This is a genomic window from Flexivirga sp. G2 (assembly GCF_055397625.1).
On record NZ_AP039675.1, the window covers coordinates 322,554 to 347,381 of the forward strand.

Here is a 24,828-nt window from a genome sequence, read left to right on the forward strand (position 1 = left end):
GAGCGCGGTGCTGGTCGCTCAGTCGCCGTCGTTGGCCGACGGGATCGCCCCGCCGGGCACGGTCTTCGGCGTGTAGATCTTGCTGTCACCCGGGTAGGGCTTGGACCAGTTGTGCGTCTGGTACCAGGTCCAGCGGTTCATCTGGGCCGGGTTCGCCCAGTCGGCGCGCGCGGTCCGACCGGTGAAGTGCTGGTTCTCGCTCCACTTCGTCCACTGGGCGGCGATCGCCTTCGTCGAAGCCGGCACCTTGGTCTTCGCGGCCGCGGTTGCGTTCACCTTCGCGGCGGCCGCGCCGGTCTTGCCCAGGGTGTCCAGGCCGCAGGCCGGCGGCGTCGCGACGCCCTCGGTCAACGGCACCTGGTTCGGCACCGCGTCATACGGCGTGGTGTCGGCCTTCTTCTGGAACGCGTCGAACATCGGCGTCGCCGCCGCCAGCTTCTGGTTGAGCGGCTGGGCACCGAGGATCTGCTCAATGGTGCGCACCATGTTCAGCTGCGAGTAGTAGGTGTTGACCACGGCGCCGTGCTTGGCCCAGGGGCTGATGACCTGCACCGGTGCCCGGTGCCCGTCGATGTGGTCGGCGCCGTTCTGGCTGTCGTCCTCGACGACGAAGATCGCCGAGTCCTTCCAGTACTTGCTGTGCGAGATCGTGTCGACGATCCGGCCCACGGCGAGGTCGTTGTCGGCGACCTGCGCCTCCGGGTCGGCGGTGCCACCGGTGTGGTCGCTCGACAGCCACATCATGTTGAGGCCGGACGGCCCGTTCTTCTGGAAGTCCTGCTTCCAGATCTGGTAGCGGTACTGGTCCGGGATGCTGGTGTCGAACGGCGGGGAGGTCGGGTTCGAGATCGCGTTGAGCGACGGGATGACCGAGCCGTAATTGCCCTTCAGCTCGGGCGTCGTCAGCTGTGCCGGGTCGCCGCCGTCCTGCACCGACTTGGCCGCGCAGTAGTACTGCTGCCAGGTGGAGTTGGCCGGCTTGCCCTCGGTGTACTCGAACTCGCCGTAGTTCTTCGCGGTCTTGCCGGCCGACTCCACGGCGGTCCAGAGGAAACCGGACCGCTGGTGGCCCAGCACGTCCTCCTCGGTGTCGTAGCTGCGGATGTACTCGCCCGCGCTCGACTCCGTGTACTCCGGGTTGTCGCCCTGCATCATCCAGTTGTGACCCTCGGCCGAGTTGGTGCCGATGTCGTAGGTGTTGTCGTAGAGGCCGAACTGGTTGGCCAGCGCGTGCTGGTTCGGCGTGATCTTCTGGCCGAACTGCGCCAAGCCCGGGTCGCCGTCACCCTTGGCCACGTCGCCGAACACCTGGTCGTAGGAGCGGTTCTCCTTGACCAGCAGGAAGACGTGCTTGATGGTCGACGGGTCGCCGATCTTCTTCGGCACCGGCACAGCCGCGCTCTTGGCGCCCTTGGCCTGCTGGGCGTTGGCGGCCGTCCACCCGTTCTGGGTGTAGACCTTCGCGGTGTACTTCCCGATCTGCTTGTCGCTCGGCAGCGTGAAGCGGGTGAACGACCCGGTCGTGCTGTGTGTCCCGTGGCCGACGGCCGGCTCGGTGCCGGGTCCTTCGGTGTAGGTGAGCTTGGGACCCCGGGCGTCGACACCACGGGTGTTGGTCACCACGACCTTGCCGTCCACATCGGCGATCGCGGCCGGGTAGTAGTCGGTCGGCAGCAGGCCGATGTAGTTCGCCGGCTCCTTCGGGTCCTTCGCCACGCCATACACGGCAACCGCGTTCGCGCGGCCGAGCGTCACCAGCAGGCGGTCGCCCACCCGGGTGATGCCGGTCGGCGCGTAGCCGACGTCCGAGGACGCCCAGGGCTGAGTGCTGATGGTCTGGACGACCTTGTTGTTGCCGGTGTTCACGACGGACACGGTGTCGCTGTTGGTGTTGGCGACATACAGCGTCTTGCCGGAGAGGTAGAGGTCGGTCGGGTGCAGTCCGACCGTGATGCTGGCCGGTTCCGCGTCGGGGGTGGCGGGGTCGATCACGCTGAGCGTGCCCGACGTCGAGGTGCCCTTGTAGCCGTCGGCCGGGACGTCCGTGCCGTATGACGTCATCGTCGAGTCGCCGCCGGACGCCCGGCGGCCACCCTCGTTGCTGACGTAGAGCTTGCCGCCGACCAGCTGGACCTGGCGCGGAGCGATCCCGACCTCCCACTTGTTCGTCACGGTGCCGGTCGCGACGTCCACGGCCGCCACCGTGTTCTGGCCGTTCAGCGGGACGTAGAGCGTCGTGCCGTCGGCCGAGTAGGCGGACTTGCCGGGCAGCGCGGACGCGCCGTTGACCTTCGGCAGTGCGACGGTGGTCGGTGCACCGAGTGCGCCGTTGGAGTAGACCGGGAACTTGGTCAGGGCGTCCTGCTGCGGCAGCCAGAGGAACTTGCCGTCCGGGGAGTAGGTCGGACCCTCCTGACCGACAGTGCCGTTGGTCAGTTTCTGGTTGGCGTTCGTCGCTGTGCCCACCCGCCATACGACCTTGTAGGTCTTCAGGTCGACGATCTGCAGCACGATCGACTTGTCCGTGCTGGTGGCGGCGAGGAACCGGCCGTCCGGGCTCACCGTGGAGCCCATGTACTTGCCCTCCTTGGTCAGCAGACGCTTACCGATGGGCTGGATGTACTGGTTGTCGGAGACCAGCTGGCCGTTCTGGTAGACGCCACCGACCTGGTTGTCGCCGAAGAGGCTGGACGGTGACGCGGCGGCGATGCCGCCGGTGCCGACCGTCAGGACCGCAGCGCCGGCGATGGCGATACGGAACTTGCGATGACTGAAACCTTGCTTCCGGGATGCACTACGACGTCGTCGCGTGACCTGCATGGAGGTGCCTTTCAGTGATGTGTGGACAGCAGGTCGACATTGGCGTCGAACTGCCACAGGGGATTGGGCGCATCGCCGTCTGCGGTGCGCACGAGGAAGTAGCCGTTGACCTGCTTGGGTCCATCGCCGTCGGCCATGAAACGACCATCGGGCTTCAGGTCCAGCTGATAGATCGCCTGGCCGACGGCGGTGCTGCCGGGCAGGTGCCAACTGACGACACATCGCCAGTCGTTGCCGGCGCCTTCGGGGGTGATCGTGCCGCCGCCGCGGTTGCAGGAAGCGGACGTCTTCAGTTGCGCCTCGGTCACCGGCGGGTTGTGCAGCTGCGTGGTCTGCAGCCGGTAGAGGTGCGCGAAAGCCGTTGCGACAGAACGGTTCACCTTGGTCTGGGTGATTCCGCTCTCGCTGATCGAGCTGTATGGCGCAATGACCAGCGTGCCGACGACCAGCAGGGCCGCGATCGGCGCGAGGCCGATGGTGATCGCTCGACGGCCGGCGGTGTCGTGGCCGGTGCCGCTGAAGTCGCGGCGGGCGAAGACGGCATACGCCAGCACGGTCGCGACGACCGCCCACACCAGGCTGACGCCGACGCCGGTCAGGATCTGGCCGAGCTGTGCCGGGTCGGTGAACAGCCCGTTCCAGGAGATGTATGCCGAGCCCGGCAACGCCAGCCGGACGGCGACCGGCAGGGGCAGCAACTGGGCGAGCTGCATCGCGAAGGCGACGACGGCGGGCAGCAACAGACCCATCGGTGAGCGGCCGAAGAGCACCGAGCCGAGCAGCCCGAGGCCGGCCAGGGCCAGGGTCGGAGCGAGGACGCACAACCAGGCCAGGGCGACCCGGGTGCCGGCATCACCGGCCGACAGGGTGTGGCCGTCCAGGCCGATCAGCGGGTTGTTGCCGGCCACGAGGACACCCGCGACCGAGCTCGACACGGCCAGCCCGGCGACCATCACCAGCAGCACGGTGACGCTCGACAGCGCCTTGGCCGCGAAGATGCGCCGCGGCGAGCGGACCACGACGAACAGGTGCCGCCAGGTGCCGAGCCGGTCCTCGGAGGTGAAGATGTCGCCGGCGACGACGGAGGTCAGCAGTGGCAGTGCCCAGGTGCCGGAGAAGCCGAGCGTGACGAGTGCGCCGGCCCAGCCGGTGTCGTGCATCGACCGCCCGAAGAGGGTGTCCACCGGCAGGCTGCTCTGCTGGCTGACGCCTGCGACAAACAGTGCGGGTGCGATCCAGCAGGCTGCGACCAGGATGCGAATCCGCCACTGGGACAACAGTTTCGTCATCTCGAAGCGATAGACGCGCGCGGTCGGGGTGCGTGGTGGTGCGGTGGTGCCGGGGGTCTGGATCGTGGTCGCCGATGCGGCGGTCATCCGGGGAGCTCCTGATCGTCCGTGAGTTTGAGGAAGGCCGCTTCGAGCGGCGACAGGACCGGGGTGAGTTCGCGCACCGCGACGCCGTCCCGGGCCAGGCGCGCCACGAGTTCGTCCAGGGCCGGTGTGTCGGCACCCAGCAGGAGTGGGCGGCCGGATTCGGGCACGCCGTCGGTGTCGTCCCGCAGGTGTACGCCGCCGGTCGCCGCGGCGATCTGCCGCGCCTGCGCCGGGTTGGAGGTGACGAGTCGGTAGTCGAGCGCGTCGTTCTCGGCCGCGAGCTTGGCCAGCGGACCGCTGAACGCGACGCGGCCGGTGACCAGGATCGTCACCTCGTCGCACAGCGCTTCGACGTCGTCCATCCGGTGGCTGGACAGCACGACGGTCGTGCCGCGGGCGGCCAGGTCGGTGAGCACGCCGTGCACCTGCCGCTTGCCGGCCGGGTCCAGGCCGTTGGCGGGTTCGTCGAGGACGAGCAGGCGGGGTTCGGCGAGGACCGCTGCCGCCAGACCGAGGCGCTGGCGCATGCCGAGGGAGAAGCCCCGAACCCGTTCGTGCGCAACGTTGCTCAGCCCGACGGTGTCCAGGATCTCGTCGACGGCATCGTCCTCGGCACGACGCCCGGCGAGGGTGAGCGAGGAGGTGAGGTTCTGTCGGGCGGTCAGCGTCGGATATAGGCCGGGACCGTCGAGGAACCCGGCGACCCCCGTCGGGACCACACGGGTCCGCCCGAGTCGCTGGTCGAGGACCTCGCCCTCGCCGGACGTCGGCGCGGTGAGGCCGAGCAACATGCCGAGGAGGGTCGTCTTGCCCGCCCCGTTCGGGCCGACCAGGCCGTGGATCTGACCGGTGGGTACGTCGAGGTCGACGCCGTCGAGGGCGATGACGTCATCGAAATGCTTGGTGATCGCGCGGATTCGGATCGCGGGCGGTATGGCGGGGGATGTGGACATGTGTAGTCGTCTCTGTGCTGTGTCTAGGCCATACCGAACCTATGGATCGGGCACCCCGCGAAAGGAGACGCGAATTGAACACTGCGCGAACCGCTGCGCACGATTGGAAAACTTGCCAGAAAGTGAACGGACCTGTAATTGAACGGAATCCGACCCCTCAAGTCGGCGAGGGCGTCGGTCAGATCGACGGGGCCGTGGTGCGGTCGGAGCCCGACCCGGACGACGGGAAGGTCACGTAGCCCTTCGGCACGTCGACGTGGCTCTGGGTGTTCCAGCCGTCGAAGGTCGCCGTGCCGTCGGAGCCGTCGTCGGACTTGCCCGACACCTCGGCGACGTTGTTGGTCCGGTCGGCCAGCACCTTGAAGGTGTTGATGTCGTCTCCGGAGTCGGCGCCCTTCGCGACATACAGCGACATGCCGTGCTCCGAGGCGCGGCTGGTCGTCATGGCGGCCAGCTCGCTGTCGGACAGCGCGTCGGCGCCGAGCATCTCGTCCAGCAGGGAGCGGATCGTCAGTTTGCTGACGCTGCTGCCCGAACCCATGCCGTGCGGGGCGAGCACCCACTTGTCGGCGAGTAGTGCAGCCGTCGTCGACCCGGACTCGGCCGCCGACTCCCAGAACGCCTGGTTCCCCTTGATGTAGTACTTGTCGTCCACCGTGCGCAGCGTCGCATTGCCGCTGCTCGGGTCCTTGACGGTGAGCTCCTGGTTGGTGCCGTCCATCGTGCCGTGGATGTCGATGGTCTGCGTGACGCCGTCCTCGTCGATCGTCGCGTGGACGTGCGCAGACGTCGCGGCGCGGTATGCCGACCGGGCGTCGTCGGCCAGGGTCTTCGCGTCCGGGACGGGGGCGTTGGGGTCCACGCTCGCGCCGGCGGACGAGGGACCCGTCACGCTCACAGCACGCGTCGACCCGCACGCGGCCACTGCCGGGCTGAGGGCAATGGCGAGTGCGCAGACGGTGATGCGTGTGACGGGCCGCATGATCCCAGGATAATCGGGAGCGCGGACGCCGCCGCACGGCGCTGATATCGATTCGTCCGGCCTCGGGGCGACGCCTTAATCTAAGCGGCATGACCGATCCCCGCCTTGCCCTCACCACCCGCGTTCAGCAGGCCCTCGCCGAGGCCTTCGGACCGGAATGGCGAGAGGCGGACCCGGTGATCCGTCCGGCCAACAAGCGGCAGACCGACGCCGACTTCCAGGCGAACGCCGCGATGGCCCTGGCCAAGAAGGTCGGCCGGCCGCCGCGGGAGATCGCGCAGGCCATCGCCGACCGGATCGGCGCCGACGACGGGCTGATCGCGTCCGTCGAGATCGCCGGACCCGGCTTCCTCAACCTCACACTGCGCACCGACTGGGTCGCGGCAGCAGCCGGCCACCAGCTCGAGGACGACCGGCTCGGCATACCCACGCCCGAGCACGAGATCGTCGTCGTCGACTACTCCTCGGTGAATGCCGCCAAGGAGATGCACGTCGCACACCTGCGCAGTGCGGTCGTCGGTGACTCGCTGGTGCGGACCCTCGAAGCGCTGGGGCACGACGTCATCCGGCAGAACCACCTGGGCGACTGGGGCACCGCGTTCGGCATGCTCATCGAACATCTGCTCGAGGTCGGCGAGGGCAGCGACGACGCGAAGCTGCTGGAGAGCGACCCCAACAGCTTCTACCGCGCCGCCCGTGCGAAGTTCGACGCCGCAGGAGACTTCGCGGTGCGCGCTCGCAAGCGGGTCGCGACGCTGCAGGGCGGCGACGCGGAGAGCCTGCGGCTGTGGCGCGAGATCATGGACCTGTCCAAGGTCTATCTCAACAAGGTTTATCGCGAGCTCGGCGTGCTGCTCACGGACGACGACATCCGGGGGGAGTCGTCATACAACGACGAGCTGGCGGAGGTCTGCGACACGTTGGAGGCCAAGGGCATCGCGGTCATGAGCGACGGCGCGCTGTGTGTCTTCCAGGACGAGTTCATCGGTCGCGACGACAAGCCGGTCCCGCTCATCATCCGCAAGTCGGACGGCGGATACGGCTATGCCACAACGGATCTGGCGACGATCCGGCACCGGTCGCTCGACCTGCACGCCGATCGTGCGCTGTATGTCGTGGGCGCTCCGCAGAACCTGCACTTCCGGATGACGTGGTCCGCCGCTGACAAGGCCGGCTGGATCCAGGGCACCGAACCGATCCATGTGCAGATCGGCAACGTCGTCGGCACCGACGGCAAGATCCTGCGCACCCGCTCCGGTGACCTGATCTCCCTGCAGTTCCTGGTGGATTCGGCGCTGGAGCGTGCCGCCGAGGTCGTCGCCGAGTCGCGTCCGGACCTGTCCGAGGCGGAGCAGGCGACCATCGCGCACCAGGTCGGCATCGGTGCGATCAAGTACGCCGACCTGTCGGTGTCGCACGACTCGGGCTACACCTTCGACCTGGACCGGATGCTCGCCCTGCAGGGCAACACCGGCCCCTACCTGCAGTACGCCACCGCGCGACTGCGGTCGATCCTGTCGCGTGCGGACGCCGTCGACCCGACCGGTCCGATCGCTCTCGCCGAGCCGGCCGAACGCGCTCTTGCGTTGCGGTTGTTGGACTTCGGTGGCGTCGTCGCGGAGGTGGGCGAGTCGCTCGAGCCGCACCGCCTGGCGGCATACCTCTACGACCTGGCGACGACGTTCACGGCGTTCTACGAGCACTGCCCGGTGCTGAAGGCCGAGGACGCGGCCGTCCGCGACAGCCGGCTCGCGCTGTGCGCCCTGACCCGCCAGGTCCTGGTCAAGGGACTCGAGCTGCTCGGCATCAAATCCCCCGACCAGATGTAGCGCCCTCGAGGCGGCCGAGGAGCCGGTGAGGGACGAGCCGGCGTCTCGAGGTCCCGACGTGCAACCCAGAGCACCAGCCCCGACGAACTTGTTCGCGGGGCTGGTGCTCTGGGTTCCGAGGAGTCGGAGCGATCAAGCGTGCGGGCCGCCGAAGATGTCGCCGACCAGCTTCTCCAACAGGTTCAGCAGGATGTCGCCCAGGTCGTCCGACTTGTGCTTCGGCGTGGTCTTCTTCGAGTCGTCCAGACTCGGCTTCGGACCGCTGACCTGCTTGCCGGTCGGGTAGACCTTGTCATCGCCCGGCAGCGGGACGCCCTGGCAGACCGAATCGTGTTTGATCAGTGCGCCGTTCATCAGGAAGCCGTATGCCGCGTCGGTGACGCAGGTGTTCTTGCTGCCGAGCACGGCGCCGTGGTTGCCCTGGTTGTTGACCGTCAGGAGCACCGTGTTCGGCGATGCCTTGTGCGCGGCCACGGCACCCTCGTAGGGGGTTGCCGGGTCGAGCGTGGTGTCGGTCATCAGGATCTTCGGCGACTTCGACAGGTCGATCTTGGTGTTGGTCGCCTGGTAGGGCCAGTACGCACACTGGTTCACGACCTGGCCGTAGCCGAGCAGCGGGTACTTCGGTCCCAGGCTGCGGGCGCGGTCGACGTAGTAGTTCTGGTCCTTCTTCCACGACGTGTCGTTGCAGGTCGTCGCCATGAACGTCGTGCTCTCGCGGTTGTCGGTGTAACTGTCCGACCCCGAGCCGAGCAGTCCGAACGCCTGGTAGAGCGCGATCTTGTTCCCGTCGCGAGCGTCGTCCAGGTAGCCGAGGAACTTCGCCGCGGTCACCAGCCCTTGGTCGGAGTACATCTGCTGCGCCAGGACGTTGTCGACGACGTTGGCGGAGAAGAAGCCGAGCTTGCCCTCCGCGGCCGCCTTGCGCACGCGGGTGTGGGTGGCCTCCACCTCGGCGGCGGTCGACCCGATGCCGTAGGTGTCGTTGTGCCGGGCAGCCCACGGTTCGAACTGCTGCGAGAAACGCCGCTGGAAGCCCGCCGGCTGGTAACCGAAGCTGGCCTGGAAGTCCCGGGTGAACGCCGTGTTGCTGTCGAGCACGAACCGGCCGACGTGCTCCGGGAAGAGCGTGGCGTAATGCGCGCCGAGCCAGGTGCCGGCCGAAACGCCGTAGTAGTCAATGGTTTTCACACCCAGCAGCTGCCGGACCAGATCCTGGTCACGCGCCGTGTTGTCGGTGTTGATGTACGGCAGGTAGTCGCCGTGCTGTGCCACGCACTTGTCGACCGATGCCTTCACTGCGGTCTGCAGGGCGGTCACGTTGGCGTCGGTCAGCTGGTGGTTGTCACGCACATTCGTCTTGGGCGGGTCGCAGCTGACCGGGGTGCTCTCGCCGGTGCCGCGGGGGTCGACGCCGATGACGGTCTCGGTGCGCCCGAGCGGCGAGATGGCCGCCACGATGGCCGAGAACCGTGCGGCCGGTCCGCCGGGTCCGCCGGGGTTGGTGAAGACGACCCGGTCGGACTTGCCCGCCTGCTCCGGCTTGGTTCGAGTGACCATCAGCTTGATGTCGCCCTTGCCCGGGTGCGCGTAGTCCTTCGGAGCGGTGACGCGGGCACATTCCGATCGGCTGGCGGCCTTGCCCAGCTTGTGCACTTCCTGCGGGCACAGTGCGGCGCTCCAGGTGAGCTTCTGCGAGGTGTACTTCTCGAGGTTCGCGTGCGTGGGCGACAGGGTCCCGGCAGCCGATGCGGCGGTCGCAGGAGCAGCGCCGAGCGCGCCCCCGCCCGCAGCAACCAGCACGGCCAGGGCACTCACGGTGGTCAAGTGCTGGAGGCGACGGCGCATGACTGAATCTCCTTCGTTGATTGTCCGTTGGTGGACGCGACGGGGGTGCAATGCGGTTCCGAGCAGTTCCGGAGGCGCGAAATATGCAGCGGATTCGCCGCCGCGTGCGTCACACTGGTCCCACGAGCATGACGCTCGGGGGCTTGTAAGGACTGGGAGGGAACCATGTCCGGCAACCCGGACGCGCAGCAGCCGTCTAGCACAGAGCTCTATTTCGTCGTCGAAGGTCGAGTCGGCCGACTCATCATCTGGTCGTGCACCAACCCGATCCCGCCGGACTGGCGGGTCGCCTTCGGACCCGGCACACACACCCAGTGCGAGGACTACCTGGCCTCGCACCAGCACCTCGCCCACTACTGACCGATCCATGCCGAATGACGGCTTCCTCGCCGACTGACGGCGAGATCGCACCGTCACTCGGCGAGGAAGCCGTCATTCGGCACAGGGGGAGCCGGGGTCAGTCGCCGTTCGGGAAGCCGTTCGGGAAGCCGTTCGGGTTCTGGGACTGCCAGCGCCAGGTGTCGGCGCACATGTCGTCGATGGTGCGCGTGGCGTGCCACCCGAGTTCCTCGTGCGCGCGGGTCGGGTCGGCCCAGTACGCCGCAAGGTCTCCCGCGCGTCGGGCACCCACCTCGTGCGGCAGTTCGTGCCCGACCGCACGCTCGAACGCGTGCAGCAGCTGCAGCACCGAAGTGCCTTCTCCCGTGCCGAGATTGAACGCTCGCACCGGCTCGCTCATCGTCGGCAGGTGCTCCAGCGCCGCGACGTGACCGGCGGCCAGGTCGAGCACGTGGATGTAGTCACGCTCGCAGGTGCCGTCCGTGGTCGGGTAGTCGTCGCCGAAGATCGTCAGCTTGTCGCGGCGGCCGACGGCCACCTGTGAGATGAACGGCATCAGGTTGTTCGGGATGCCCTGCGGGTCCTCGCCGATCAGGCCGGACGGATGCGCGCCGACCGGGTTGAAGTAGCGCAGCAGCGCCACCCGGAATCCGTCGGTGATCGACGCGACGTCGGTCAGCACCCGCTCGATCATCACCTTCGTCCGGCCGTATGGCGAGGAGGACGAAAGCGGTTCGTAATCCTCGTGATAGGGCACGGGTGCGTTGTCGCCGTACACCGTCGCGGAAGAGGAGAAGACCAGCTTGTCGACGCCGTGGCGGGTCATCGCCCGCAGCAGCGAGAACGTGCTGTCGAGGTTGTTGCGGTAGTACTCCAGCGGCTTGGTGACGCTCTCACCGACCGCCTTGAAGCCTGCGAAATGGATGACCGCGTCGAACTTCTCCTGGCTGAAGAGGTGCTCGGTCTTGTCCGCGTCGGTCAGGTCGAAGGCGTGCAGCGGGATAGTCTTGCCGGACAACGCCTCGAGCCGGCCGAGCACGGTCGGCTTGCTGTTGGCGAAGTCGTCGACGATGACGACGTCGTGGCCGCCCTCGAGCAGGGCCAGCACTGTGTGGGATCCGATGTAGCCGGCACCGCCGGAGACGAGTACTCGCATGATGCCTCAGGTTACGGTGCAAGGATGGAGCCCGTGGTGAGGACCCTGTGGACAGCCGAACATATTGCCCGTGTTGAGAAGCCGATGCTGACCACTCAGCCTCGCGGCGGGTACGTCACGGTGGACGTCCAACGTCAACTCGATCGTGTCCTGTCGTTGATGCGGACCCAGCAACCGGTGCCGGCCATCGGCACGGTCGGTCTGCGGATCGCACGTTTCCGGGAGGGCTACTCGCCCGAGTCGGTGACTGCGCTCTTCGACAACATCGCCGAGTGGCAGCGTCAGCTGAACATCCAGGACGAGGTCCGCGCCGACGACGCGGCCGGCCAGGCTGCGGCGCCCCGGAGCAACCGGCTCACCTGGACCCGGCAGCAGCAGGTCTGGGTTCGCGAAATCACCTTCCATTCCACGCGGTTCGGTTCGGCATACGAGACCGATCAGGTGGACGACTTCCTCGACAACGTGCTGCGCGCCATGGGCAACGGCGAGCCGTTGCCGGACATCAAGTCCGCGCAGTTCCACATGGCGCGTGCCGGCCGAGGCGGGTATGACGCAGCCGCCGTCGACCACTTCCTCGACCAGCTCGAGCGCATCCGCCCGCTTCGCTGATCGAGTAGCGGTGAGGCACGAGCCGCGTATCGAGATCGAGAGGCGCAGAAGGTCTCGATACGCGCCTCGTCCCTCGGCGCACTCGACCCGCGGATGTGCCTACTTGGGTCGTTGATCGACGATCCGGCGAGCCTTGCCGACGGACCGCTCGATGCCTCCGACAGGCAGCACCTGCACGCGCGCGGACGTGCCGATCCGATCCTTGATGTCACGGGCGAGATCGGCCTCGACCTGAGCCCACCGATCACTCGGGAAGCCTTCTGCTGCCTCGACATTGACGGACATCTCGTCGAGCCGGCCGGGCCGCGTCAGCACGCACTGGAAGTATGGCGAGAGCCCGTCGTACTGCAGCGCCAGCTCCTCTATCTGGGTCGGGAACACATTGACGCCGCGGATGATCATCAGGTCGTCGCTGCGTCCGGTGATCTTGGCCATCCGCCGGAACGACGGACGCGCGGTGCCCGGGAGAAGCCGGGTGAGGTCTCGGGTGCGGTAGCGCAGCACCGGCATCGCGTGCTTGGTGAGCGAGGTGAACACGAGCTCGCCCTCCTCGCCGTCGGGGACCGGCTCGCCGGTGACCGGGTCGACGATCTCGGGCAGGAAGTGGTCCTCCCAGATCGTCGGGCCGTCCTTGGTCGCTGCGCACTCCATCGCGACGCCGGGCCCCATCACCTCGGACAGTCCGTATATGTCGACAGCGTCGATCCCGGCACGTTCCTCGATCTCGCTGCGCATGGCATCGGTCCACGGCTCGGCACCGAAAACCCCCACCTGCAAAGGAAGTTCGCGTGGGTCGATGCCCTGAGCGGTCATCTCGTCGAGGATCGACAGGAAGTATGACGGCGTGACCATGATCGCCCGTGCGCCGAAGTCGCGGAGCAGTTGCACCTGCTTGGCGGTCTGCCCACCGGACATCGGTATGACGGTGCAGCCGAGTCGTTCCGCCCCGTAGTGCGCGCCCAATCCACCCGTGAACAGGCCGTAGCCGTAGGCGACGTGGCAGATGTCGCCGGGGCGCACTCCGGCGGCCCGCAGCGACCGCGCGACCAGATCCGCCCAGGTGTCGATGTCCTGCCGGGTGTAGCCGACCACTGTCGGCATACCCGTCGTCCCGCTCGAGGCATGCACGCGCACGACCTCCGACCGCGGCACCGCGAACATCCCGAAGGGGTAGTTGTCCCGTAGATCGGCCTTTCCGGTGAAGGGCAGCAGCCGAACATCTGCCAACTCTTTGATGTCACCGGGGTGAACCCCGCTGGAATCCAACGCGTTCCGGTAGTGCGGGACGTTCTCGTACGCCGCCGCAACGGTCTCCTGCAGGCGCTGTAACTGATGCGCCCGCAACTCGTCGACCGACCACGTCTCGGCCGCGTCGAGGTCTGCACCGGTCATTTGATCCTCCTCGATCTGCCGCGAAACTCCGCGATCACTGCACCGTCGGACTCACGGGTGACCGTCACGTCGGTGATGCCGGACCGGCCGTAGGTCACGCGCTCGCTCGCCTCCGCGACGAGTACGTCGCCCAGCCGACCGGCGGTCACGAACGAGATGTCGCCACCCGACGCGACCGTCGTGTGGCCGCTCGCGTTGCACGCCAGCGCGAACGTCGAGTCCGCCAGCAGGAAGATGTGTCCGCCGTGCGCGATGTCGTGGCCGTTGACCTGGTGCTCACGCAGTTGCATGCGGGTCCGGGCATGGCCACGCCCGTCGTCATACACGCCGACGTCGACGAGTTCGATCTGCTGGGCGGCCGACGCGCGGTCCTCGCGCCACATGGTCAGCACGTGATCCGTTCCTTCCATGCGGCCAGCCTGCCACCGCGGCAGTCGGTTCGGGCGGCTTCCTCAAGAATTACTGACCAGTCGATCAGTATTTGGACGACGGCCGCCGTCGTGGACACCCCTTCCGCAACCGACCGGTCGGCGTTAAGAATGGTCCGGGGTACCCGGGGGAAGTGCATCGGAACGCGCGACGGCAGTGCTGCGTCTGCACGGATGTCGTACCGAACGTGAGGCGTTCGGCCGCTCATGCCGCGAATCCCGCGAACACCGTGAAGAATGCGCTGCGGTGGGGAACCGCTCTGTTGTGCACCAGTCGTCAGAAAGCAAGGTTGTGACCGAACCAGGTAAACATCGCGTCGGCGCGGGCAATTCGATGCGTCAGGTGGGGACGTCCGTCGCGGGGGTCGTCGTCGGCTTTCTCGTGGTCGCGATCGCGGTCTTCGTCGGGATCAAGATCTTCGGCGGCGGAGGTGGCGACAAGCCACCGGCCGCAGCCGCGACCACCTCGGTCACGCAGGCGCCGGCGACGAGCCTCCCCGACATACCCGTCCCGAAGGTGTCGCAGTCGGTGCTCGACAAGCTGCCCGTCGCCGACACCGAGGGCAAGGTCACCAAGGCGCCCCTCGACCTGAAGACCGCGAGTGGCGGCGTCGCCATCCGGATCGACAAGGCGATGCCCGGATTCGCCAAGCCGGGCGCGGACCCGGTCACCCTGATCCCGAAGTCGCAGATCGGCAGCACGACGTGGCTGCCGGTCCTGCGCACCGAGCGCGGATGGGCTCAGGTGCGCCTCCCTGCCCGTCCCAACGGCGCGACCGCATGGATCCCCGAGGCCGGACTGAACCGCGCCAAGACCGACTGGGCGGTCCGGGTGAAGCTGACGAAGGGCACGATCACGGTCACCCGCGCCGGGAAGTCCCAGGGCACCTGGACCATCGGTCAGGGCAAGACGACGACGCCGACCCCGGTCGGCCAGACCTTCCTGCTCAGCGGTTTCGTCGATCCCAACCAGTCGTTCTCGCCGGTGATCTACGCCCTCGGCGCGCACTCCGACACCCTCGATTCGTATGGCGGCGGGCCGGGCACCGTCGCAGTGCACGGGTGGCCCACGGAGCAGGGTCGCGAGGGAAAGATCTCGCACGGCTGCATCCGGGTCCCGGCGGATGCCCTGAAGATGTTCGCGAAACTGCCGACCGGTACGCCGGTCGACATCACGGCCTGAGCTGTCGCCGTGAGCACCATCACGAACTGAATACTGGTAAGTAAGTTCCCCAAATGGTGATCTTGGGTACTGTGTTACCCGCGCCACACCCCGGTCTCGGTCCGACGGTCCCCTCAGACATCGGAAATAGGACCAAAAATCAAACGGGAGGATATTGATGAAGCGTCGTCATGTCGCGACGGGTGCCGTCGCGTTGACCACGGCAATCGCAATGGCGGGGGCGGGTGCCGGTATGGCGCATGCTGCCGGTCAGGGCAACGACAACGTGCGGCTGAGCAACTCCGGCCGCAGCACATTGGCCACCAGCGGAGTGCGCACCCTCGGTGTCGCTTCCACCGGAACGCAGCTCGACCTGTCCATCGCAGTGCCGCTGCGTAACCAGGCGCTGATGAACTCCATGCTCGCCAAGGGCACGGTCATCTCGCCCGCCCAGTACAAGAACTTGTTCGGCGCCTCGTCGGCCTCGCTCGCCAAGGTCTCCAAGTGGGCCAAGAGCCAGGGCATGAAGGTCACCTCGACCGACGCCGTCAGCGGCACGGTCAACGTGCAGGCTCCGGTCAGCCAGGTCAACAAGGCGTTCTCGCTGAAGATGCAGCGGGTCGCCCTCGGTGCGCGCACCGGGCTGGCTCCGAACGTCGACCCCCTGTTGCCGCGCGACCTCGGCGTCAGCAGCATCGTCGGCCTCAACACCGTCAGCACCGCGCGGACCGGCCCGGTCAGCAAGCTCAGCCCGGTGACGGCCAAGAAGACCAGCGGTCCGCAGAACGGGCAGTCCTCGATCCGCACCGGCAGCAAGCTCGGCACCATCGGGACTGCAGCAGCCGGTTCGCCGAACTGCTCGACCTACTGGGGCGAGAACCTCTACCCGAGCGCGAAGATCTTCAAGAACGAGTCCAACGCCATGTGCGGCTACAGCCCGCAGCAGACCGTGAAGCTCTACAACGCGAGCAAGGCTGCGACGGCCAACGCCAAGATCGGCATCCTGCTCTGGTGCAGCGACAAGGACGTGGTCGCCAAGACCAACGACCTGTCCGACAAGTTCGGTTACCCGCGGCTGACGTCGTACGACAACCAGTCGGCCCCCGAGGACCCGGCGACCTGCTCCGACGGCGACGCCTACGGCGAGCAGGACATGGACGTTCAGACGTCGCATATCATCTCGCCGAAGGCATCGATCAGCTACTACGGCGCCGCCAGCAACAGCTTCGCCGACCTGCTGGGCATGTTCCAGAAGGCCGTCAAGCAGCACAAGGTGAGCACCATCTCCATGTCGTGGAGTGCTCCGGAGTCGCAGACCCCGGCCAGCTTCGTGCAGCAGTTCGAGCGCACCGCGCAGCAGGCCTCGCTGACCGGCATCAGCCTGTTCGGCAGCAGTGGCGACATGGGTGACGAGAGCATCCCGGACAACGGCACGAAGCCGACCGGCAAGAAGGACGTCGCCTACCCGGCCAGCTCGCCGTACTTCACCTCCGTCGGTGGTACCGCGGTCGCCACGAAGCAGGACGGCAGCCGACTGTTCACCGCCGGCTGGTCCACCACGTGGTGGGCACAGCCGAACCCGGCCAGCACCAGTGGCGTCAAGCAGTACCCGTTCCCGCACAACGGTGTCGGTGCCGGTGGCGGCGTGAGCACCAAGTTCGCGCAGCCGGCCTGGCAGAAGGGCAAGGTCAAGGGTTCGACGACCAAGCGCACCGTGCCGGACGTCAGCGCCAACGCGGACATCGCCACCCCGATCGCGCTCGAGTTCGACAAGGGTGAGATCAGCGGCAGCGGTGGCACCAGCCAGTCCTCCCCGCTGGTTGCCTCGCTCGTCGCCAGCTCGAAGGCACTGACCGGTCGCAAGGTCGGCAACGCGGCGCCCTACTTCTACAAGCTGGGCAGCGCCGACATCCGCGACGTCAAGGCGATCGCAGCAGGCACCTACGGCGCCATGCTCGGTCAGGACCGCACCAGCGGCGCTCTCGTGCTGGAGGGCATCGCCCAGCCGGCCGACTCGCTGCGCGTGCAGACCGGGTGGGACAACGTGACCGGTGTCGGCGAGCCGACCGGCACCTTCCTGACCAACTTCGGCAAGTGACATCGGCTTCGAGCCACGTCTGACCGGTGGTGCGGGCTGCGCACCTCAGGGTGTGAGCCCGCGCCACCGCACAAACTTTTTGGTAAATCGAAGGGGAGCAAGACCATGAAACGCAACACTGCGTTGTTCGGGGCTTCGTTGGTGGCAGGTGTCGCTGCTGCGTCGGGGCTGATCATGACCAGCAATGCCAGCTCGGCCGCCACCGGCTACGGCGCCAACTGGGCCGCGACGGCTCAGGGCACCGGGAGTGGCGGTGCGTGGAAGAACGGCGCCTACGGCGGCACCGAGGAGGGCTTCACCGGAAGTGCAAACGGCACCTCCGGAACGTTCTCGCTCGCCGCGTTCAGTGGCCCGACTGTTTCCGTGTCGGTGAGCTGTAATGGCGCAAACCCGGTGACAACGGTCTCCGGTGGCAATGCCGCAGGCACCTACAAGGCGGGCGCGACTGCATCGCTGGCGGCGTTCAGCGGGGTGGCCGGCGTCGAGGGAACGGTGACGTTCGGTACGAAGTCGGCCGGGCACACGGCCGGTGCGCTCATCAACCTGAACGCGCTCGGTGACGGAACTTTCGTCGCCCTTGCCGGCATCGATTGCTCCGCGGCCACGTCGACGACGACACCGCCGACGTCGACCACGACTCCGCCTACGTCGACTGCAACGCAGCCGCCGACCTCCACGGGCACCAACCCGCCGAGTTCGACGACGACCAACCCGCCGACCACGACGCCGCCGACGACGCCGCCTCCCACCACGGAGCCGCCGACGCCGACGCCGACGACCACGACCCTTCCGGTCACCGGCTGAGCTCGGTCGTCACAGCAGGACAATTCGTGCCCCCATTCGCCCACGCGGCGGATGGGGGCACGGTGCATTCTCGGGATCTGCAAGGCTGGCAGGTATGACGCAGGCGCCCCACCACGCACCGGTTCTCGGCGACGGCCGCGAGTTGCGCCGACTCATGACGAGCGCGCTGCCGCGCCTGGACCACGAAGTGCCGGGCTGGGTGCGCGACGACGGTGCGCACGTCTACTCGATCGACGACCGGTCGCAGCAAGTCGGGCTGGTCGCACTCCGAATGCTCGAACACCGAGACGGCACAGGGCAACTCGCCTGGCAGCTGCACCCCGAGGCACGCGGCCGGGGTCTGGCGGCGGCCGCGCTGCGGGCTGTGGTCGAACACGGCTTCGTCGCCCTCGGCCTCCGGCGCATCGAGGCGTATGTCGCCCGCACCAATCGCCCGGCGCTGCGCTCCGCCGCGTTGGCCGGGCTACGCACCGAAGGCGTGCTGCGTGAGTTCCGCGACGGAGTCGACGCACTCGTGCTCGGCCGGCTGGCCGATGATCCGGCGCCCGGCAGCCGCGATGCGTTCACCGCCTGGCTGAACAGTTCGCTGCCGACGAAGCGCGCCATCGCCCAGGCGCTGGTCCGTGACGAGTCGGGCCGGTTGCTGATCTGCGAGCTGGTCTACAAGAAGCCGTGGGACCTGCCGGGCGGTGTGGTCGACCCGCTCGAGTCGCCGGCTACCGCGGTCGTGCGCGAGCTGCGCGAGGAACTCGGTGTGACTGCCACCGTCCGGTCACTCGCGGCGGTCAGCTGGCTGCCCGCCTGGCGGGGCTGGGACGACGCCACGCTGTTCGTCTTCGACGTGTCGGTGCCGGCGCAGCAGCTGAGCGCCATACAGCTGGAGACGAGGGAGATCCGTGCGGTGCACTGGTGCGACGACGCCGAATTCGCCGAGCACGCAGCCGGTTACACGGTGCGCGTCGCCCGGCAGGCGCTGGCTGCACTCGACGCCGGGGCCGGCACGGTCTACCTCGAGGACGGCCGCCCACCAGCCTGGTGACAGGCGGGAAAAGACGAAACAGGCCCGACCCGGCGACCGAACGACAAGTGCGCCCGGCGGCAGCAAGGTCAGGTGAGCGAACGACAAGCGGACGCCCGTGAGACGACGACCGGCAGGCGTCTGGCGCGAGGCGAGCGTGCGAGCCCGCGCCAGGTGCCGGCCGCGAGGAGTCGAACAAGAAAACTCAGTGCTGTTCGAGCTGGTCGGGGAGCAGCATGTTGATCAGCATGCTGACGAACGACACGACCAGTGCGCCGAGGATCGCGGCCCAGAAGAAGTGATCGACGTGGAACGCGAGACTCAGCGGATCCGACAGCCACGACAGGATCTGCAGCATGAAGGCGTTCACGACGAAGGTGAACAGACCGAGCGTCAGGAAGATCAGCGGGAACGAGAAGAACGTGGCGATCGGCTTCACGACCGCGTTGATGACACCGAAGACCGCGGCGATGATGATGATCGTCAGCACCTTGGAGCCGGTCGACTTGCTGTCCTGAGCCAGCGTGATGCCTGGCACGACGATCGCGGCGATCCACAGCGCGACAGCGTTGATACCGGTCTTGACCAGGAAGTTCTTCATGGCTCCAGCTTGCCATGTATGACGGCCGCGCCCGCCTCGAACGCGCCCGTCCGTGGGGTCCTAAGCTGCGGAAGTATGACTGACGCCACACCGGGGACCGTCCGACTGCGAGCAACCCTCGAGTCCATCCCCCGTTACGTTGCCGGCAAACCCGCAGCCGAGGAGCCGGGGCGGACGACATACAAGATCAGCAGCAACGAGAACCCGTACCCGCCGCTGCCGTCCGTGCTCCAGGTCGTGCAGGACGCGATGCAGAGCATGAACCGCTACCCGGACATGGGCACCGTCGCGCTGCGGACCGCGATCGGTGACCACTTCGGTGTCGACGCCGACCAGGTGGCCACGGGCACCGGAAGCGTCGGGCTGCTCGGCACCCTGTTGCAGATCACCAGCGGACCCGGCGACGAGGTCGTCTACGCGTGGCGGTCCTTCGAGGCGTACCCGATCGTGGTGGGGTTGTCCGGCGCGACCGGTGTCCAGGTGCCGCTCGACGGCGAGGCACGGCACGATCTGTCGGCGATGGCCGACGCGATCACCGACCGCACCCGGCTGGTCATCGTCTGCACCCCGAACAACCCGACCGGTCCGGCGGTGCGCGCCGCCGAGCTCGAGGACTTCGTCGCCCGGGTGCCGTCCGACGTGCTCGTCGTCATCGACGAGGCATACCTCGAGTTCAACCGCGACGACGATGCCGCCGACGCCCTTGCTGTATGGCGCTCCCACCCGAATGTCGCTGTGCTGCGGACGTTTTCGAAGGCCTACGGCCTGGCGGGCTTGCGTGTCGGCTACTGCATCGCGCACGAGCAGGTCGCATCGGCGTTGCGCACTGCCGCCGTGCCGTTCGGCGTCTCGCACGTCGCGCAGCAGGCCGCGATCGCGAGCCTGGCGGCATACGACGAACTCGACGAACGCGTGCAGGCACTGATCGCCGAACGCGACAGGATGCTGATCGGGCTGCGCGACGTGGGCTACCCGGTCCCCGACACCCAGGCGAACTTCGTGTGGTTGCCGCTCGGCGACCGGACCCTCGATTTCGCCGCTGCGGCCGAAGCCGCGGGCGTCGTCGTGCGCCCGTTCGCCGGCGACGGGGTGCGCTGCAGCATCGGCGAGGTCGAGGCGACCGATCGACTGCTGCAGGTGGCGAAAGCATTCCAGAATGCGGGTTGAGTAGGTCGGGGGATCGCAGCGGAGGAGGCCGTATCGAAACCGCGACCGTCTGATTGTCTCGATACGCGGGTTCCCCCGCTTCGCTCCTCGACCCGCAGGGCGCTACTCGTGGGTAGCGCTCCGGATTCGGTGCTCCCGGATCGCGCGGGTAACCTTCCGGCGTAAGGCAATGTGAGCCGCGTCATACCTCTCGAACACCGCGTTGTCGGTATGCCGCAGCCGCTGCGCGCCAACGCCCCGGTGACCCCGGTGCGGGCGCATGACACGCCGGGGCACACCCAGCCCGCGGCCGCCCGAGAAGGAGAACCCATGCCCGACGACGCAATGGATTCGGCGCCGGTGACGCCGGGCCCCGTGATACATCACGAGACGGTGGTGACAGGTCCGATGGAGCACGACATCACCGATGGCGGCCCCGACATGGTGCAGTTCGTCGATGGCGACGGCAATCGCCTGCCGACGAACGCGGCGAACGCGGACTACGCGCAGATCGTCGAGGACATGACGGGCGAGGACGGCCGGTCGATGTACCGCGATCTGGTGCTGGTGCGCCGGATCGACGCCGAGGGTCACGCGCTGCAGCGTCAGGGCGAGCTCGGCCTGTGGCCGTCGCTGCTCGGCCAGGAAGCCGCGCAGGTCGGCGCCGGTCGCGCGATGCGCCCGCAGGACTACGCGTTCCCGGGTTACCGCGAGCACGGTGTCGCCTGGTGCAAGGGCGTGCCGCCGGAGAACCTCCTCGGCCTCTTCCGTGGCGTCAACCACGGCGGCTGGGACAGCAACGAGAACAACTTCCACCTCTACACGATCGTCATCGGCAACCAGATGCTGCACGCGACCGGTTACGCGATGGGTGTGCAGCGCGACGGTGCCGTCGGCACGGGTGATGCCGATCGGGACACCGCGGTGATGGCCTTCACCGGTGACGGGGGCACGGCCCAGGGCGACTACAACGAGGCGCTCGTCTTCGCCGGCGTCGCGAACGCCCCGATGGTCTTCTTCGTCCAGAACAACCAGTGGGCGATCAGCGAGCCCAACTACAAGCAGTTCCGAATCCCGCCATACCAGCGCGCTCGCGGCTTCGGCTTCCCCGGTGTGCGGGTCGACGGCAACGACGTCCTCGCTGTGTATGCCGTGACGAAGGCCGCGCTGGACGCCGCACGAGCCGGCCAGGGTCCGACGCTGATCGAGGCGTTCACCTACCGGATGGGCGCGCACACCACGTCGGACGACCCGACCAAGTACCGCATCGCGGCGGAGGTCGACATCTGGCGCGAGAAGGACCCGATCACTCGCATGCGCGGTTTCCTGTCGAGCAAGGGCCACGCCGACGACGCGTTCTTCGACGCCGTCGACAAGGAGGCCGACGAGCTCGCCGCCCGGATCCGCAAGGCCTGCCAGGAGATGCCGAACCCGCCCAAACCGGCGATGTTCGACGACATCTATGTCGACCCGCACCCGGTGGTCGACCGCGAGAAGGCGGAGTTCATCGCCTACCAAGAGTCCTTCGCGGCGGAGGGTGGTCACTGATGGCTCAAAAGCTCTCGTTGGCAAAGGGATTGAACGCCGGCATGCGCAAGGCCATGGAGGACGACCCCAAGGTCGTGCTCATGGGCGAGGACGTCGGCAAGCTCGGCGGTGTCTTCCGGATCACCGAGGGGCTGCAGAAGGACTTCGGTGAGGACCGGGTCATCGACACCCCGCTCGCCGAGTCCGGCATCGTCGGCACCGCCGTCGGTCTGGCGCTGCGTGGCTACCGCCCCGTGGTGGAGATCCAGTTCGACGGATTCATCTACCCGGCGTTCGACCAGATCATCAGCCAGGTCGCCAAGATGCACGCCCGGTCGCTCGGCCACCTGAAACTGCCGATGGTCATTCGGGTTCCGTTCGGCGGTGGCATCGGCGCGGTCGAGCACCACTCGGAGTCCAACGAGGCCTACTTCGCGCACACCGCCGGTCTGCGCACCGTCAGCTGCGCCGACCCGGCGGACGCCTACTGGATGATCCAGCAGGCGATCGCCTCCGACGACCCGGTGATGTTCTACGAGCCGAAGCGCCGTTACCACGAGCGGGCCGAGGTCGAGCTGGACGAGGCTGCGGGCGCGCCGCTGCCGCTGCACCAGGCGCGCGTCGCCCGTCCGGGCGCGGATGTGACGGTGCTGGCCTACGGCCCGATGGTGAAGACCTGCCTCGATGCCGCGGCCGCGGCCCAGGGTGAGGGCAAGTCGCTGGAGGTCATCGACCTGCGGTCGCTGTCGCCACTGGACACCGAGACGATCTTCGCGTCGGTCAAGAAGACCGGTCGCTGTGTCGTGGTCCACGAGGCGTCGACCTTCCTCGGCATGGGCGCCGAGCTCGCCGCGCAGATCCAGCGCGAGTGCTTCTACTCGCTGGAGGCGCCGGTCATGCGCGTCGGCGGTTACAACATCCCCTACCCGCCGTCCCGCTACGAGGAGGACTTCCTGCCCGACCTGGACCGGATCCTCGACAGCGTCGACCAAGCGCTGAGTTTCTGATGCCTGCGGGTCGAGTAGCGGTGAGGGACGAGCCGCGTATCGAGACCAAGCATCGCCATACCTTGAAACTTGCACGAGGAGAACACATTTCATGGGCGTGAAGCAGTTCAAGCTGCCCGACCCCGGTGAGGGTCTGGTCGAGGCCGACATCGTCACCTGGAAGATCAAGCCGGGCGACCAGGTCAAGGTCAACGACATCGTCGTCGAGATCGAGACCGCCAAGTCGCTCGTGGAGTTGCCGATCCCGTGGGAGGGCAACGTCGTCGAGCTGCTCGTGGCCGAGGGCGACACCGTCGAGGTCGGTGCGCCGATCGTGTCGGTGGACGTCGTCGGCGCCGAGGACGACGCACCAGCGGCAGCCCCTGCGCAGCCGGCGGCCCCGGCGGCCGCGGACGACGACGCGGGCGAGCGGGTCGCCAACCTCGTCGGGTATGGCGCGGTCGAGGGTGCGACGAAGCGTCGCGCTCGCCGGGCGTTCGAGGGCGTTCACGGGCCCGGCAGCCAGGGCGAACCACTGCCCGCTCCGGACCTGCACGTGCACGTCGCGACCGACGCGGTGCCGAGCGCGCCGGTACCCCCGGAGAACGCCCCGGCGCCGACCCGATCCCGCAGCGGGGATTCGGCTCCGGCCGGTTCCGGCGGCAAGGCGCTCGCGAAGCCCCCGGTGCGAAAGTTCGCCAAGGACAACGGGATCGACCTCTCCTTGGTGCAGCCCACCCGGGAGGACGGCGTGATCAGCCGGGCCGACGTCGAGGCCTTCGTCGCCGGCGGTGGGTCGCCGGGCGCCGCTGCTCCGGCGGCCGCGGTTGCGTCAGCAGACGGAGCGCGCGAGACGCGGATCCCGGTCAAGGGCGTCCGCAAGATGACCGCGCAGGCGATGGTCGGGTCGGCGTTCACCGCGCCGCACGTGACCGAGTTCGTGACGATCGACATGACGCGGACCATGGAGCTGGTCGAGCGGTTGAAGTCCGACCGCGACTTCCGGGACCTGAAGGTGACGCCGTTGCTGGTGCTCGCCAAGGCGCTGTGCGTTGCGATCAAACGCAACCCGGAGGTCAACGCCACCTGGGACGGAGCCGCCCAGGAGATCGTGGTCAAGCACTACGTCAACCTCGGCATCGCGGCCGCCACCCCGCGGGGTCTTGTCGTCCCGAACATCAAGGACGCTGACCGGATGTCGATGCGTGAGCTGGGCGAGGCGCTCGGTGCGCTGGTCGGCACGGCTCGTGAGGGTCGCACGCCACCGGCGGACATGTCGGGCGGCACGATCACCATCACCAACGTCGGCGTCTTCGGCGTCGACACCGGCACCCCGATCATCAACCCCGGCGAGTCGGCGATCCTGTGCTTCGGTCAGGTTCGCAAGATGCCGTGGGTTGTCACTGACGAGAACGGCGTCGACCAGATCGTGCCGCGTCAGGTGACCCAGCTCGGCCTGTCCTTCGACCACCGGTTGATCGACGGCGACCTGGGGTCCCGGTTCCTGGCCGACATCGCGGCACTGCTGGAGGATCCGGCGAAGGCGCTCGTCTGGGGCTGACCTCCGGCATACCGGATTCGACTGGTTTCGGGGTATTCGTCGTCAGGCTTCGACAGCTTCCGGCCCTGCAGAAAGTGCGCACGCTGCAAGCGCACTCTTTACAGGGCCGAGCTGTGTTTCGAGCTTGGTGCAGTTTGGGACCTGCAGATGGTGCGCTCCACCGCACCTTCTGCAGGTCTTCAACTGTGATGGC

Annotated in this window: 20 protein-coding genes; 11 read left to right on the forward strand and 9 right to left on the reverse strand. The window is 67.7% G+C overall.

What is annotated here, in order from left to right:
• Window positions 1–18 precede the first annotated feature (18 nt).
• From ACZ50J_RS01585 to ACZ50J_RS01600, 4 genes are all read right to left on the reverse strand, one after another.
• Window positions 19–2,820, reverse strand: coding sequence for an alkaline phosphatase family protein (locus ACZ50J_RS01585; protein WP_464299537.1), 2,802 nt, complete (start codon window positions 2,818–2,820; stop codon window positions 19–21).
• 11 nt (window positions 2,821–2,831) lie between these two features.
• Window positions 2,832–4,196 (reverse strand): ABC transporter permease, encoded by a 1,365-nt coding sequence (locus ACZ50J_RS01590; RefSeq protein WP_464299538.1) that lies wholly within the window; start codon window positions 4,194–4,196, stop codon window positions 2,832–2,834.
• Window positions 4,193–5,149, reverse strand: coding sequence for an ABC transporter ATP-binding protein (locus ACZ50J_RS01595; protein ID WP_464299539.1), 957 nt, complete (start codon window positions 5,147–5,149; stop codon window positions 4,193–4,195). Before ACZ50J_RS01595 ends, ACZ50J_RS01590 begins: the two co-directional genes overlap by 4 nt.
• A 178-nt stretch (window positions 5,150–5,327) precedes the next feature.
• The gene (locus tag ACZ50J_RS01600; RefSeq protein ID WP_464299540.1) at window positions 5,328–6,131 is read right to left on the reverse strand and encodes a hypothetical protein; all 804 of its coding nucleotides are present in this window, start codon (window positions 6,129–6,131) and stop codon (window positions 5,328–5,330) included.
• Between the two features lie 89 nt (window positions 6,132–6,220).
• Between ACZ50J_RS01600 and argS the strand changes: the two genes are divergently transcribed.
• Window positions 6,221–7,960: an arginine--tRNA ligase gene (argS, locus tag ACZ50J_RS01605; protein ID WP_464299541.1), complete on the forward strand. Its 1,740-nt coding sequence runs from the start codon at window positions 6,221–6,223 to the stop codon at window positions 7,958–7,960.
• Between the two features lie 132 nt (window positions 7,961–8,092).
• On the opposite strand, the gene ACZ50J_RS01610 is transcribed toward argS, so the two are convergent.
• Window positions 8,093–9,808, reverse strand: coding sequence for an alpha/beta hydrolase (locus ACZ50J_RS01610; RefSeq protein WP_464299542.1), 1,716 nt, complete (start codon window positions 9,806–9,808; stop codon window positions 8,093–8,095).
• 165 nt (window positions 9,809–9,973) lie between these two features.
• Between ACZ50J_RS01610 and ACZ50J_RS01615 the strand changes: the two genes are divergently transcribed.
• The gene (locus ACZ50J_RS01615; RefSeq protein WP_464299543.1) at window positions 9,974–10,168 is read left to right on the forward strand and encodes a hypothetical protein; all 195 of its coding nucleotides are present in this window, start codon (window positions 9,974–9,976) and stop codon (window positions 10,166–10,168) included.
• 97 nt (window positions 10,169–10,265) lie between these two features.
• Here the strand turns inward: ACZ50J_RS01615 and galE are convergent, their stop codons facing one another.
• A complete protein-coding gene (galE, locus tag ACZ50J_RS01620) occupies window positions 10,266–11,303 on the reverse strand; it encodes a UDP-glucose 4-epimerase GalE (RefSeq protein WP_464299544.1) in 1,038 nt (345 codons plus the stop codon).
• Window positions 11,304–11,387: 84 nt separating this feature from the next.
• Between galE and ACZ50J_RS01625 the strand changes: the two genes are divergently transcribed.
• A complete protein-coding gene (locus tag ACZ50J_RS01625) occupies window positions 11,388–11,912 on the forward strand; it encodes a DivIVA domain-containing protein (protein ID WP_464299545.1) in 525 nt (174 codons plus the stop codon).
• 99 nt (window positions 11,913–12,011) lie between these two features.
• On the opposite strand, the gene paaK is transcribed toward ACZ50J_RS01625, so the two are convergent.
• Both paaK and paaI read right to left on the reverse strand, forming a co-directional pair.
• On the reverse strand, window positions 12,012–13,304 hold the full coding sequence (gene paaK, locus ACZ50J_RS01630) for a phenylacetate--CoA ligase PaaK (RefSeq protein WP_464299546.1): 1,293 nt from the start codon (window positions 13,302–13,304) through the stop codon (window positions 12,012–12,014).
• Window positions 13,301–13,714 (reverse strand): hydroxyphenylacetyl-CoA thioesterase PaaI, encoded by a 414-nt coding sequence (gene paaI, locus ACZ50J_RS01635; RefSeq protein WP_464299547.1) that lies wholly within the window; start codon window positions 13,712–13,714, stop codon window positions 13,301–13,303. The genes paaK and paaI overlap by 4 nt, the downstream gene beginning before the upstream one ends.
• 361 nt (window positions 13,715–14,075) lie before the next feature.
• Between paaI and ACZ50J_RS01640 the strand changes: the two genes are divergently transcribed.
• The 4 genes from ACZ50J_RS01640 to ACZ50J_RS01655 all read left to right on the forward strand — a co-directional run bounded on the left by ACZ50J_RS01640 (window position 14,076) and on the right by ACZ50J_RS01655 (window position 18,835).
• Window positions 14,076–14,915 carry a L,D-transpeptidase gene (locus tag ACZ50J_RS01640; protein WP_464299548.1) on the forward strand — a complete coding sequence of 280 codons (840 nt, stop codon included), beginning with the start codon at window positions 14,076–14,078 and terminating at the stop codon, window positions 14,913–14,915.
• A gap of 157 nt (window positions 14,916–15,072) precedes the next feature.
• Window positions 15,073–16,992 (forward strand): S53 family peptidase, encoded by a 1,920-nt coding sequence (locus tag ACZ50J_RS01645; protein ID WP_464299549.1) that lies wholly within the window; start codon window positions 15,073–15,075, stop codon window positions 16,990–16,992.
• Window positions 16,993–17,097: 105 nt separating this feature from the next.
• Window positions 17,098–17,796, forward strand: a complete 699-nt coding sequence (locus ACZ50J_RS01650) for a hypothetical protein (RefSeq protein ID WP_464299550.1) — start codon at window positions 17,098–17,100, stop codon at window positions 17,794–17,796.
• 94 nt (window positions 17,797–17,890) lie between these two features.
• On the forward strand, window positions 17,891–18,835 hold the full coding sequence (locus tag ACZ50J_RS01655) for an NUDIX hydrolase (protein WP_464299551.1): 945 nt from the start codon (window positions 17,891–17,893) through the stop codon (window positions 18,833–18,835).
• A gap of 184 nt (window positions 18,836–19,019) precedes the next feature.
• Here the strand turns inward: ACZ50J_RS01655 and ACZ50J_RS01660 are convergent, their stop codons facing one another.
• Window positions 19,020–19,415 (reverse strand): phage holin family protein, encoded by a 396-nt coding sequence (locus ACZ50J_RS01660; protein ID WP_464299552.1) that lies wholly within the window; start codon window positions 19,413–19,415, stop codon window positions 19,020–19,022.
• Window positions 19,416–19,490: 75 nt separating this feature from the next.
• Between ACZ50J_RS01660 and hisC the strand changes: the two genes are divergently transcribed.
• The 4 genes from hisC to ACZ50J_RS01680 all read left to right on the forward strand — a co-directional run bounded on the left by hisC (window position 19,491) and on the right by ACZ50J_RS01680 (window position 24,635).
• Complete coding sequence (gene hisC / locus ACZ50J_RS01665) at window positions 19,491–20,582, forward strand: histidinol-phosphate transaminase (RefSeq protein ID WP_464299553.1); 1,092 nt, start codon at window positions 19,491–19,493, stop codon at window positions 20,580–20,582.
• Window positions 20,583–20,891: 309 nt separating this feature from the next.
• Window positions 20,892–22,109, forward strand: a complete 1,218-nt coding sequence (gene pdhA, locus ACZ50J_RS01670) for a pyruvate dehydrogenase (acetyl-transferring) E1 component subunit alpha (protein ID WP_464299554.1) — start codon at window positions 20,892–20,894, stop codon at window positions 22,107–22,109.
• Window positions 22,109–23,095, forward strand: a complete 987-nt coding sequence (locus tag ACZ50J_RS01675) for an alpha-ketoacid dehydrogenase subunit beta (protein WP_464299555.1) — start codon at window positions 22,109–22,111, stop codon at window positions 23,093–23,095. Before pdhA ends, ACZ50J_RS01675 begins: the two co-directional genes overlap by 1 nt.
• A 91-nt stretch (window positions 23,096–23,186) precedes the next feature.
• Window positions 23,187–24,635 (forward strand): dihydrolipoamide acetyltransferase family protein, encoded by a 1,449-nt coding sequence (locus ACZ50J_RS01680; RefSeq protein ID WP_464299556.1) that lies wholly within the window; start codon window positions 23,187–23,189, stop codon window positions 24,633–24,635.
• Window positions 24,636–24,828: the final 193 nt, after the last annotated feature.

Bases quoted from the DNA above. Each gene is read 5' to 3' on its own strand.
- ACZ50J_RS01675 (WP_464299555.1), top strand. From the start codon at position 22,109: ATGGCTCAAAAGCTCTCGTTGGCAAAGGGATTGAACGCCGGCATGCGC.
- ACZ50J_RS01650 (WP_464299550.1), top strand. From the start codon at position 17,098: ATGAAACGCAACACTGCGTTGTTCGGGGCTTCGTTGGTGGCAGGTGTC.
- pdhA (WP_464299554.1), top strand. From the start codon at position 20,892: ATGCCCGACGACGCAATGGATTCGGCGCCGGTGACGCCGGGCCCCGTG.
- ACZ50J_RS01595 (WP_464299539.1), bottom strand. From the start codon at position 5,149: ATGTCCACATCCCCCGCCATACCGCCCGCGATCCGAATCCGCGCGATC.
- ACZ50J_RS01590 (WP_464299538.1), bottom strand. From the start codon at position 4,196: ATGACCGCCGCATCGGCGACCACGATCCAGACCCCCGGCACCACCGCA.
- ACZ50J_RS01680 (WP_464299556.1), top strand. From the start codon at position 23,187: ATGGGCGTGAAGCAGTTCAAGCTGCCCGACCCCGGTGAGGGTCTGGTC.
- hisC (WP_464299553.1), top strand. From the start codon at position 19,491: ATGACTGACGCCACACCGGGGACCGTCCGACTGCGAGCAACCCTCGAG.
- argS (WP_464299541.1), top strand. From the start codon at position 6,221: ATGACCGATCCCCGCCTTGCCCTCACCACCCGCGTTCAGCAGGCCCTC.
- ACZ50J_RS01625 (WP_464299545.1), top strand. From the start codon at position 11,388: ATGCTGACCACTCAGCCTCGCGGCGGGTACGTCACGGTGGACGTCCAA.
- galE (WP_464299544.1), bottom strand. From the start codon at position 11,303: ATGCGAGTACTCGTCTCCGGCGGTGCCGGCTACATCGGATCCCACACA.
- ACZ50J_RS01585 (WP_464299537.1), bottom strand. From the start codon at position 2,820: ATGCAGGTCACGCGACGACGTCGTAGTGCATCCCGGAAGCAAGGTTTC.
- ACZ50J_RS01645 (WP_464299549.1), top strand. From the start codon at position 15,073: ATGAAGCGTCGTCATGTCGCGACGGGTGCCGTCGCGTTGACCACGGCA.
- ACZ50J_RS01655 (WP_464299551.1), top strand. From the start codon at position 17,891: ATGACGCAGGCGCCCCACCACGCACCGGTTCTCGGCGACGGCCGCGAG.
- ACZ50J_RS01615 (WP_464299543.1), top strand. From the start codon at position 9,974: ATGTCCGGCAACCCGGACGCGCAGCAGCCGTCTAGCACAGAGCTCTAT.
- paaI (WP_464299547.1), bottom strand. From the start codon at position 13,714: ATGGAAGGAACGGATCACGTGCTGACCATGTGGCGCGAGGACCGCGCG.
- ACZ50J_RS01600 (WP_464299540.1), bottom strand. From the start codon at position 6,131: ATGCGGCCCGTCACACGCATCACCGTCTGCGCACTCGCCATTGCCCTC.
- ACZ50J_RS01660 (WP_464299552.1), bottom strand. From the start codon at position 19,415: ATGAAGAACTTCCTGGTCAAGACCGGTATCAACGCTGTCGCGCTGTGG.
- paaK (WP_464299546.1), bottom strand. From the start codon at position 13,304: ATGACCGGTGCAGACCTCGACGCGGCCGAGACGTGGTCGGTCGACGAG.
- ACZ50J_RS01610 (WP_464299542.1), bottom strand. From the start codon at position 9,808: ATGCGCCGTCGCCTCCAGCACTTGACCACCGTGAGTGCCCTGGCCGTG.